Below are 11,324 nucleotides of genomic sequence, written 5' to 3'. Positions count from 1 at the left end.
ATCGGTAAGGTGTTCGTATGACTACCGGGGTTCGCCGCAGGATGGGAGTCGACGAGCGACGGCAGCAGTTGATCGGCGTCGCCCTCGAACTGTTCAGCCGCCGCTCGCCCGACGAGGTCTCCATCGACGAGATAGCGTCGGCGGCGGGTATCTCGCGCCCGCTGGTCTACCACTACTTCCCCGGCAAACTCAGCCTGTACGAGGCCGCGTTGAAGCGCGCCTCGGACGATCTGGCGGGCCGGTTCACGGAGCCGCACGAGGGCCCGCTGGGGGCGCGGCTGCTGCGGGTGATGCGCCGGTTCTTCGACTTCGTGGACGAGCACGGGCCCGGTTTCTCGGCCCTGATGCGGGGCGGCCCGGCGGTCGGCTCGTCGACGACGAACGCGCTCATCGACTCCGTCCGGCAGGCCGCTTACGACCAGATCCTTTCGCATCTGGGGATCGATCAGCCGCCCGCGCGGCTGGAACTGGTCGTCCGCTCGTGGATCTCGCTCGCGGAGTCGACGGCGCTGATCTGGCTGGACGGCCGGCGCATCCCGCGTGCCGAGCTGGAGGTCCAGCTCGTGCACGACTTCGGCGCGCTGGTCGCCGTCAGCGCCGCCCATGACGAGGAGATGGGCGCGCTCATGCGCCGGGCTTTCAAGGACGAGCCGGCCGAAGGCCCCTTCCTGGACCTGGTCGGCCGGCTCGTCGCTCTCGCCTCCTGACGCTGGTTGCCCCCTCGTCAGGCGTCGAACTTCCGGTAGGAGGCGTCGAGGTCGCGCACCTCGGCCGACGCGTGCAGCGCCAGGCCCTCGACCGGCTTCACATGCTCCCGCAGCGCCTGAAGGACCGCCTCCGTCAGACGCGCCTTGGTCTCGTCGGTGCGCCCGGCCAGCAGGCCGATGGTGACGTGCACGATCGCGTGCCCCTCGGTGTCCGGACCGACGGCCGTGTCCTCGGTCCGGCGGAACTGCGTCTTGCACGCCGGGGGCTTGGCCGCCGCGATCTCGACCGTGCGGGCGTGCAGCTCCCGCACGAAGGCACGCCGGTCGAAGGCGTCGGCCAACCGCTCGGAGTAGTCGACGGTGATCTGCGGCATGAGCTCTCCTGTTCCGGGCCGACCGGGGACCCGCGCTAGTGCCCCGACAGGCAACGTTCGCCCCGTCGCGACGCCCGGCACGCCCTCTCGCCGCACCGGCCGAAAGCCCAAGTACGTCCAGTACGAGGACTTCCGGCCGGCACACCGAGAGCACGCACCGGACGCCGCTCCTTCACGGGCAAACGTTGCCTGCCGCGGCACTAGTTCCTGAACACCGCGACCGTACGCGCCGGGACCGTGAACGTCCCGGTCGCCTTCTCGTACGACGAGGTCCTCACCACCGGATCGGCGCCCGCGGTCTGCACCGGGTGCAGCCGGTAGCCGGTCCCCGCGAGTTCCGCGACGCGCTGCCGCTGCCGTTCGGGCGTGGCGTTGAACACCACGACCAGGTCGCCGAGCCGCATGGTGATCACGCCGGGCGTCTCGTCGCCGCCCGACAGCGGGAAGGACAGCTTCCGCTGCACCTGCGCCGCCGTGGCCAGGGAGAAGGCCTGCTCGGTCGTGCGGATGCGCAGCAGGTCCCGGTACGCGGCCGAGGCCCCCTGGATCTGCGGGCAGCCCACCTTGACGGTGCTGAGCAGCGGCTTGGCGTACGGCCACTTGTCCTGGTTGTCGGCCGTCATGGGCAGCCCGCGGCCGAAGCCGTTGCCGTCGGCGCAGTTCCAGTGGATGGCGTTGAACCAGTCGCCGCTGTCGTAGGAGTTGCGGTCGAGGGACTTCGAGCGCAGCAGGTCGGTCCCTGCCTGGGACAGTGCGGGCCCCTGGGACAGCGCGGCCGTCGCCATGGCGAGGACCTGCATCCGGGCCCGGTCGTCCGCGCTCGTGGTGGACGGCAGCTTGTAGGCGAGGGCGTCGAACAGCGACTCGTTGTCGTGGGCGTCGGCGTAGGCGAGGGCGTCGCCGGGGGCGTCCGCGTACCCGGCGGGCGCACCGTTGTAGTCGACCTCGGCGCCGGTGACCTCCCTGCCGCCGGTGTCGGTGAAGCGGTACGCGGCGAGGTTGCCGCTCAGGCCGACCTTGATCAGGTCCTGGTAGTGCAGCAGGCGGGCCTTCTGTTCGGCCCTGCTGCCGTTGCTCCGGGAGGAGTTGGGGTCGGTGTACAGGCCGGAGGCGAAGCCCTGGACGCCCGGGTCGTCGTCGAAGGGGCCGCCGCCGCGGACCGCGTCACGGGCGCGGTCGGAGAAGGTCGCGATGCCCGTGCCCGCCATGTTCTTCTGCGTGGCCTGGACGAACCGCGCGTCGTCGGCGACCTCGCCGAAGTTCCAGCCCTCTCCGTACAGGATGATGTTCCTGCCGTCCACGCCGTCCTTCTTGAGCGTGAGCGCGTCGAGTGCCTTGCGGACGGCGAGCATGTTCGCCTTGGGGTGGTGGCCCATGAGGTCGAAGCGGAAGCCGTCGACCTTGTACTGCCGGGCCCAGGTGACGACCGAGTCGACGACGAGCTTGCCCATCATGGCGTTCTCGGGCGCGGTGTTCGCGCAGCAGGTGCTGTCGGCCACCGAGCCGTCGGCGAGGAGCCGCTGATAGTAGCCGGGCACGATCCGGTCGAGCACGGAGGTGTCCGCCTGGCCGGCGGCGGCCGTGTGGTTGTAGACGACGTCCATGACGACCCGCAGGCCGTCCTGGTTGAGCGCCTTGACCATCTGCCGGAACTCGACGGTACGGGCCGTGCCGTCCGGTTCGGTGGCGTAGGAGCCCTCGGGGACCGTGTAGTGGTAGGGGTCGTAGCCCCAGTTGTAGGCGTCCTTCGCGGCGGTCGCCGCCACGCACGCCTGCTGCCGCTCGGAGTCGGCCGGGTGGGCGGCCAGGTCGCAGTCCGGGGTGGCCTGGTCGGCCTTCCTCTCCGGGATGGTGGCGATGTCGAAGGCGGGCAGCAGGTGCACGTACGAGGTGCCCGCCTTCGCCAGGTCCCGCAGGTGGCGGGAGCCGTCGCTGTTCTTGTCGGTGAAGGCCAGGTAGGTGCCCTGGTCCCTGGCCGGGACGGTACGGTCCGCGACGGAGAAGTCCCGGATGTGCAGCTCCTGGATCTGGGCGTCCCTGAGCGGTACGGCCTTGGGCTTGGCCAGGCCCTGCCAGCCGCTCGGGGCCAGCGCACGGTCGTCGAGGTCGACGACGAGGCTGCGCTCGGAGTCCGCGGTGAGGGCGACCGAGTACGGGTCGGTGACCTTGTTGGTGACCACCTTGCGGACGGTGGGCGCCCACACGGTCACGACGTACCGGTAGGGCTTGTTCTTCCAGGACGCCGGGCCGGTGACGGACCAGACGCCGGTGGTGTCGTCGCGGTGCATGGCGACCGGCCTGCCGTCCAGTTCCAGGGCGACGTTCCGCGCGGTCGGCGCCCACACGCTCAGCGTGGGCCTGCCCTGGTGGAAGACGGGGCCGAGCTCCGCCTTGGTGGCGAGGGTGCCGTACACGTCGTCGAGCACGCCCGCGAGCTGGACGCCGGTCGCGGCGAGCACGGCGCCGTTCGCGGCCCGCTGGGACGCGACGATCTGGCCGCTCAGAGCCTCGCGGACGCGGGTGCGGTCGCGGGGGTCGACGGACCAGGCGGTGTAGTCCCTCAGGTGCGGGAATTTCGCCTTCTGGCTGTCGGTGAGCGTGGTCCTCGCCAGCCGCAGCCAGCGCTCGTCGTCGCTGGTCAGCGTTCCGTCCTGGACGGTGATCGAGCCGTCGTGGGAGTAGAGCAGCTGGGTGGAGGCGGCGCCTTCCACGCCCTTGAGGGCCACCGTGTCCCGGTCGATCCAGACCGCCTTCGAGGTGGTGAGGTCGAGGGCGCCCGCGCCGCCGGCGGGCTGCGGCAGCAGGGGCTTGTCCTGGCCGCTCATCAGCCACACCTCGTGGCCGTGGGCCGCCGTGAGGTCGAGGGACTGGTCGGTGGGCAGGTCCTTCTCGTCGCCCTTGTGGATGATGTAGCCGAGACTGGTGGCACCGTCGGTGAGCGGTACCTCGAAGACCGCGCCATAGGAGTCAGTCTTGACCGGCTGGAGGGGTTTCGACCAGTCGGTGGGGTTCGCGGCGCCGGTCCACACGTGCAGGCCCCAGCCGGCGTAGTTCCCGTCGGCTCGGTGGTAGTGGAGGACGGCCTTGGCCGGGTCCTGCGCCGGATACTCGGGGCGCGTGGTCCGTACGTCCTCCTTGCCCTGCTCGATCCAGACCTCGCCCGTCCGGGTGACGTCGATGGACCGGTCGGCGGAGACGTCCTTGTTGCCGTTCTTGTCGATGACCAGGAAGCCGACGTCGGAGGCGCCCGGCTTCAGCTTGACGTGGGCGAAGGCTCCGTAGGCGTCCCGGCCTATGAACGGGTGGCTGTCGGGCCAGGTGGTCGACTCGCCGTCGGCGAGGTCTCCCCAGGCGTACAGGCCCCAGTTCGCGTAGTCGCCGTCGGCGCGCTTGTAGTGGACGACGGCGTAGTCGCGGGAGGAGGCGGTGGGGACCTCGGGGGCCGGCGGGGTGCCGGTGGTGGAGGCCGCGGTCGCGCTCGCCGTGCGGCCCGCCGAGTCGACGACGACCGCCTTGTAGCGCAGGGCGGTGCCGGCCGGGACGGTCCGGGGCAGGGTCTGGGTGACCCGGTAGGGGGCGTGGTCGGCGGAGCCCAGCACCTTCCAGGGGCCGTTGCCGGTCTGCGCGGCGAAGACGACCCGGTTGAGCTGCCCGCCGGTGACGTCGGCGCTCAGCTCGACGGTGCCGGTGGCGCCCGGGCCGGGGGGTGTGAGGGTGACGGCCGGCTTGGCGGCGGGCCGGTCGAGGGTGCCCGCGGCCTTGAGGACGACGGACGATCCGGCCGGGACGGTGACGGTGACCTTGCGGTCGGCGCCGGAGGTCACGGCGGCCTCGGTGCCGTACACCCCGCGGTACGTCATCCGCGCCGAGCCGGTGGCGAACGTGGCGGTCCGCGCCTCGCCCGCGTTGTTGAAGGCGACGACGTACTCGGCCCCGGTCCGGGCGTCGGTGCGGGTGAGGGCGTAGACGCCGGGCCCGTCCGCCGCGTACCGCTCGGTCTGGACTCCGTCCGCGAGGGCCGGGTTGTCCTTGCGGAGCTTCGCGAGGGCGGCGATCTGCCGGTAGAGCGGCGCGGTGGTGTCGTAGGCGTCGCTCGCGTGGCCGCGGTCGGTGCCGATCCGGTCGTCGTCGAGGTAGTCGGCGACCTTGGAGGCGAACATGGTCTGGCGGGCGTCCTTGTCGCCGCCGGAGCCGGTGAAGCCCTGCTCGTCGCCGTAGTAGACGACGGGGTTGCCGCGGCTGAGGAACATCAGCTCGTTGGCGAGCCTGTCCTTGCGCAGGATCTCGGCGTCGGTCGCCTTCGGGTCGTCCTGCTTGAGGAAGTACCCGATGCGGCCCATGTCGTGGTTGCCGAGGAAGGTGACCTGCTCGTAGGCGTTGGCCTTGTCGGTCGTGTACCTGTAGTCGTCGCCGAAGACTCCCGCGAGCCTCTTCGCGCTGCCGCCCTGGGAGGTGTAGGCGCGGGCCGCGTCCTGGAACGGGAAGTCGAGCGTGGCGTCGAGGCGGCCCTCGGTCACGTACGGGGCGTTCACGGCGGTGTCGGCGGAGTAGACCTCGCCGAACATGAAGAAGTCCTTGCGGCCGTGGGCGGCGGCGTAGGCGTCGAGCGCCGTGGCCCACTGGGTCCAGAACTCCATGTCGACGTGCTTGACGGTGTCGATGCGGAAGCCGTCGACGCCGAAGTCCTTCACCCAGCGCTGGTAGATCCTCTCCGTGCCGCTGACGACCTCGGGACGCTCGGTCCACAGGTCGTCGAGGCCGGAGAAGTCGCCGTAGGTGGAGTTCTCACCGGTGTAGGTGGAGTCGCCGCGGTTGTGGTACATCGTCGGGTCGTTGAGCCACGACGGGACCTTGACGTTCTTCTTGGCGGCCGGGACGGCCGGTGTGCGCGGGAAGGAGGAGGCGTCGACGGCGGGGAACTTCTTCGTGCCGTCCGCGTACTCGGCGTCGTCGAACGGGCGGCCGTCCTTGGTCAGGTAGGGGAAGGCGCCCTTGGACAGGTACTCGTGGGAGCCGCCCTCGTAGTCGATGACGTCGGCGGTGTGGTTGGTGATGACGTCGAAGAAGACCTTCATGCCCTTGGCGTGTGCCTTGGAGATGAGGGTCGTGAGGTCCTTGTTGGTGCCGAAGTGCGGGTCGACCTGGGTGAAGTCGGTGATCCAGTAACCGTGGTAGCCGGCCGACGCGTCCTTGCCGGTCCCCTGCACGGGCTGGTTCTTGAAGATCGGCGCCAGCCAGATGGCCGTGGTGCCCAGGCCCTTGATGTAGTCGAGCCGGTTGGTCAGGCCCTTGAGGTCGCCGCCCTGGTAGAAGCCCTTGTCGGTGGGGTCGTAGCCGGTGACGAGCCGTGAACCGGTCAGCCCGCCCCGGTCGTTGGCGGTGTCCCCGTTGGCGAAACGGTCCGGCAGGACGAAGTAGAACTGCTCCCGGGTGCTGTCGTGCCGGGCGGGCTCGGCCGCGAGCTTCGCGTCCGAGGGCGGCGCGGGCGGCTTTTCGGCGGCCCGCGCCGTCAGCGGCGGGAGGAGCGCTGCGGCAATCGCGGCCGCGGTGACGGCGGCGACGCGTCTGCCTGACGGGGTGCGGCGCCGCGAGGGCGCCGGCCATCTCGGTATCACGGGGTGAACTCCTTGGCGGTACGGATCACTTGACTGCGACCCCTCGCCCCGGCCATCAACAGGGCCACCGGGTGCGGCCGCGAACGTATCGCCTGCGCAAGCGTTACTGCAATACCTCTGAAACTCATGGCAACTTTTTTCACGCAACCGGCCACCCGCTCCGGCGGAGGCCGGCGCTCCGGGAGTGGAGCGCCAGCCCCGCCGTCACGGGAAGCAGCGCGTAGCCGTGCCCCCAGTGCCCGGGGAGCAACCGGGGGGAGAAACCGGCCGCGGGAGCAGGCGTGGGGTCGTCAGCAACTCGACTTGCCCGCGTAGATGGCGAGGGCGGTGTTCGGGGCGACCGATGCCTTGAACCAGCCGCTGCCGTCCACCGTGACGGTCCTGTTGCTCTGCACATCGCAGTAGGTGCCCGCGGGGAGCGAGGTCTGGTAGGAGCGGTCGGCCGTCGTGTTCTCGTGGTTGATCACCACATACCCCTTGTTGCCGCGGCCGAACACGATGAGGTTGTTGCCGTTGTCCCACCAGTTCGTCACCGCCTGGCCGCGCGTGGCGTTGCGGAAGGCGACCATGGACTTGATCTCCGGCCAGGCGTGCTGGCACTTCCAGCCGTCCTGCCAGCAGGCGTTGACCTTGCCGCCGTTGGGGGGACCGGCGTCCGCGTCGGACCACTCGTAGGCGGAGTTGATGTCGGGGGCGCCGTAGGGCCAGGCCAGCATGAAGACGTTGGCCAGCGTGTAGTTCGCGCCGTTCTTGTAGCTGAGGGTCGAGCCGTTGCGCTCGGTGTCGTGGTTGTCGACGAAGACGCCGGCCACCGAGCTGTTCATGTAGCCCCAGCCCTCGCCGTAGTTCTTGAGGTAGGCGAGCTTCTCGTTGCTGAGGACCCGCTTGAGGTCGTAGGCGTAGCGGAACTCCTGGACGTCGCCGTTGCCGGTGTACTCGGTCGGCTGGACCGCTTCCCCGGCGCCGTAAATGACCTCCTGCTTCCAGTAGGCGGAAGGGTTCTTCAGACGCGACTTGATGTTGGCCAGGTCGGCGGCCGGGATGTGCTTGGCCGCGTCGACACGGAAGCCGTCGACGCCCAGGGAGAGCAGGTCGTTCATGTAGCCCGCGATGGCCTGGCGGACGTAGTCCGACCCGGTCCTGAGGTCGGCGAGGCCCACCAGTTCGCAGTACTGGACGTTGTAGCGGTCCTGGTAGTTGGTGATGCCGGTCCTGCAGTCGTTGAAGTCGTTGTTCGAGTACAGGCCCGGGTAGCCGTACTTGGTGTACGAGGAACCGCCGGTGCCGGTGCCGCCGCCCGCCGACATGTGGTTGATGACGGTGTCGACGACGACCTTCACCCCGGCCGCGTGGCAGGTGTTGACCATGCTCTGGAACGCCGCCCGGTCACCCAGCCGCCCGGCGATCTTGTAACTCACCGGCTGGTACGACGTCCACCACTGCGGGCCCTGGATGTGCTCGGCGGGCGGGGAGACCTGGACGTAGCCGTAGCCGGCCGGGCCGAGGGTGTTCGCGCACTCCTTGGCGACCGAGGCGTAGTTCCACTCGAAGAGGACCGCGGTGACGTCCTTGGTGCCGGGCGGGGAGGCGGCGGCGGGCGTCGCCAGGGCCGCGGAGGCGGCCACGGCGAGGGCGGCCGCGTATGAAAGGGGTCTGCGGATGGCCATGTGGGGGTTCCTTCTTCGTTGAAGGCTCTTGCTGAAAGGTTCAGCAAGTCGTTGACCCCGGATGGTAGAAGGCCCGCTGCCTCAACGGGCAGCGGGCCGTGTGGAGTTGATGTGAAACTGTGACCTGCCGGCTCAGGCCGTGGTCCACCACACCGTCGTGTCGGAGGGAACCTTCGCCTCGCCGTCCGCCTCCGTGACCTCGCCGCTCGTGAGCAGCACCCGGCCGTACGCCGGGATGGTCACCGACTCGCCGGTCGTGTTCGCCACGCAGACGAACTCGCCACGCCGGAAGGCGAGGACGCCCTCGGGCGCGCGCAGCCACTCCACCGCCTCGCCGGCGCCCAGGTCGCGGTGGGCACGGCGGGCGGCCAGGGCCGAGCGGTACAGCTCCAGGGTGGTGCCCGGCACGCCCTGCTGGGCCTCCACGCTCAGCCGGCCCCAGTCCGCGGGCTGCGGAAGCCAGCTGCCTCCGGCGCCGAAGCCGTAGGAGGAGCCCTCGCGGGTCCACGGGATGGGCACGCGGCACCCGTCGCGGAACCCGTCCTGGCCCTCGCCCCGGAAGTACGCCGGGTCCTGGCGCACCTCGTCCGGCAGGTCCACGACGTCCGGCAGGCCCAGTTCCTCGCCCTGGTAGACGTACGCCGAACCGGGCAGCGCCAGCATCAGCAGCGTGGCCGCGCGCGCCCGGCGCAGGCCGAGCTCGCGGTCGCCCGCGCTGCGGATCTGGGTGCCGAGGCCGGGCGGGTTGGCGAACCGGGTGGCGTGCCGGGTGACGTCGTGGTTGGACAGCACCCAGGTGGCCGGGGCACCCACCGGGCGCATGGCCTCCAGGGTGCGGTCGATGACCTCGCGCAGTTCGCCGGCGTCCCACTCGGTGCCCAGGTACTGGAAGTTGAACGCCTGGTGCAGTTCGTCGGGGCGCACGTAGTTCGCGGTCCGCTCGACGGTCGGGGTCCACGCCTCCGCGACGAAGATCCGGTCGCCCGAGTACTCGTCGAGGATGTGCCGCCACTGGCGGTAGATCGCGTGCACGCCGTCCTGGTCGAAGAACGGCATGACATCGTTGCCCAGCAGCTTCAGCTGGTCGTGGCTGCCGAGGTCGGGCAGGCCCTCGGCCTTGACCAGGCCGTGCGCCACGTCGATGCGGAAGCCGTCGACACCCATGTCGAGCCAGAACCGCAGGATGGAGCGGAACTCGTCCCCGACGGCCGGGTGGTCCCAGTTGAAGTCGGGCTGCTCGGGCGCGAACAGGTGCAGGTACCACTCGCCCGGGGTGCCGTCCGGCTCGGTGACCCTGGTCCAGGCGGGCCCGCCGAAGATGGACTCCCAGTCGTTGGGCGGGAGTTCGCCGTCCGCGCCCTTGCCGGGGCGGAAGTGGTAGCGGTCCCGCGACGGGGAGCCGGGGCCCTCCGCGAGCGCGCGCTTGAACCACTCGTGCTGGTCGGAGGAGTGGTTGGGCACGATGTCGACGATGATCCGCAGACCCAGCGCATGGGCGTCGCGGATCAGCGCGTCGGCGTCCAGCAGGTTGCCGAACATGGGGTCGACGGCCCGGTAGTCGGCGACGTCGTAGCCGGCGTCGGCCTGCGGGGAGGCGTAGAACGGGCTGAGCCAGACGGCGTCCACACCGAGGTCGCGCAGGTACGGCAGGCGGGAGCGTACGCCCTCCAGGTCGCCCATGCCGTCGCCGTCGCTGTCGGCGAAGCTGCGCGGATAGACCTGGTAGATCACCGCGTCCCGCCACCAGTCGCGGCGCGGGGCGACGGTGGTGGCAGCCGCTTCGGAGAGGGGGGATTCGGCCGGGAAGTGCTGCTTGCTCATGGCGTCCTTGGTGCGTCGGGTGTGCCCCTGCTCCGGCGTGGGCGAGAGCTCGGGGGCGATTGCTTGTCGTGGGCAGGGGTGACGGCGTCCGGGTGATGAGGCGGCCGCGGTGCCCGCGGGGTCAGGGGCCCCCTCGCTCGGAGAGCTTCGGGGTGGGCACCGCGGCCGCCACCCGCGCGGGTCAGGCGCGCGGGAGCCGTTGTCGGGCGCGTGGGGGTCAGCCCTTGGTGCCGCCCGCGGTGAGGCCGGTGACGAGGTTTTTCTGGACAAGGTAGAAGAAGACCGACACAGGAACAGCGATCAACACCGCGGTGGCGGCCATGTAGTTCCACTGGGCGTCGTGCTCGCTGACGAAGCTCTGCAGGCCGACCGCGAAGGTGTACTTGGAGTCGTCCAGCATGAAGGTGGTCGCGAACGCGACCTCGCCGACGGCCGTGATGAAGTTGTAGAAGGCCGCGACGGCCAGCCCCGGGCGGGCCAGCGGCAGGATCAGCCGTACGAAGGTGCCGAAGGGGCTGAGCCCGTCGATGCGTCCCGCTTCGTCGATCTCGAAGGGGATGGTGTCGAAGTATCCCTTGAGCAGCCAGGCGCTGTAGGGCACGGCCGTGGTGCAGTTGATGATGATCAGGGCCCAGTAGGTGTCGATGAGGCCGAACCGGCCGAAGATCTCGTACATCGGCACGATCAGGATGGCGATCGGGAAGGCCTGGGTGAGCAGCAGCACCCACATCAGCTGCTTGTAGCCGGGGAAGCGCATGCGCGAGACCGCGTAGCCGGTGGTGGCGGCCACGAAGACACCGATCAGGGTGGTGCCGAGGGCCACGATCATCGTCGACTTGAGCCAGTCGAAGAAGGCGGTGTGCTGCAGCACGAAGCTGTAGTTGGAGAAGGTGAGCTTGCCGAAGATCTTGCCGGGGTGCAGGTAGTCGTCCTTGTCCGGGCCGAGCGACAGGAAGAACAGCCAGACCACCGGGGCCAGCGCGACGAGGCTCGCCACGGCGAGGCCGCCGTGCAGGAGGGCGCTGCCGAGCGGGCCGCGCTCGCCCCGCCGGCGGGTCCGGTGCGGGGGCGGCGGGGCGGACGCCGGTCCGGCCGGTGTCTTCTCGAGGGTCGTGGTGCTCATGGGGGCGGCTCCTGCGG

6 protein-coding genes are annotated in these 11,324 nt (G+C 70.3%); 1 reads left to right on the top strand and 5 read right to left on the bottom strand.

Annotated features, from left to right (window positions below):
• The first annotated feature begins 17 nt into the window (after positions 1-17).
• A complete protein-coding gene (locus ACIOWN_RS01775) occupies positions 18-707 on the top strand; it encodes a TetR/AcrR family transcriptional regulator (RefSeq protein ID WP_362347734.1) in 690 nt (229 codons plus the stop codon).
• Positions 708-724: 17 nt separating this feature from the next.
• Here ACIOWN_RS01775 and ACIOWN_RS01770 read toward each other — a convergent pair whose 3' ends face one another.
• The 5 genes from ACIOWN_RS01770 to ACIOWN_RS01750 form a co-directional block, all read right to left on the bottom strand.
• Complete coding sequence (locus tag ACIOWN_RS01770) at positions 725-1,081, bottom strand: 5-carboxymethyl-2-hydroxymuconate Delta-isomerase (RefSeq protein ID WP_362347732.1); 357 nt, start codon at positions 1,079-1,081, stop codon at positions 725-727.
• 200 nt (positions 1,082-1,281) lie between these two features.
• On the bottom strand, positions 1,282-6,696 hold the full coding sequence (pulA, locus tag ACIOWN_RS01765; protein WP_401979759.1) for a pullulanase-type alpha-1,6-glucosidase: 5,415 nt from the start codon (positions 6,694-6,696) through the stop codon (positions 1,282-1,284).
• 290 nt (positions 6,697-6,986) lie between these two features.
• Positions 6,987-8,363, bottom strand: a complete 1,377-nt coding sequence (locus ACIOWN_RS01760) for an alpha-amylase family protein (protein WP_362347726.1) — start codon at positions 8,361-8,363, stop codon at positions 6,987-6,989.
• Between the two features lie 132 nt (positions 8,364-8,495).
• Positions 8,496-10,184 carry a glycoside hydrolase family 13 protein gene (locus ACIOWN_RS01755; protein WP_362347724.1) on the bottom strand — a complete coding sequence of 563 codons (1,689 nt, stop codon included), beginning with the start codon at positions 10,182-10,184 and terminating at the stop codon, positions 8,496-8,498.
• A 217-nt stretch (positions 10,185-10,401) separates the two neighbouring features.
• Entirely contained in the window at positions 10,402-11,307 is a 906-nt protein-coding gene (locus ACIOWN_RS01750; RefSeq protein ID WP_362347722.1) for an ABC transporter permease subunit, read from the bottom strand.
• Between the last annotated feature and the right edge of the window lie 17 nt (positions 11,308-11,324).

Source organism: Streptomyces sp. NPDC087787 (genome assembly GCF_044743035.1).
GTDB lineage: Bacteria > Actinomycetota > Actinomycetes > Streptomycetales > Streptomycetaceae > Streptomyces.
Note: the sequence above shows the minus strand (reverse complement) of the source record. Positions and strands in the feature narration are given on the sequence as shown.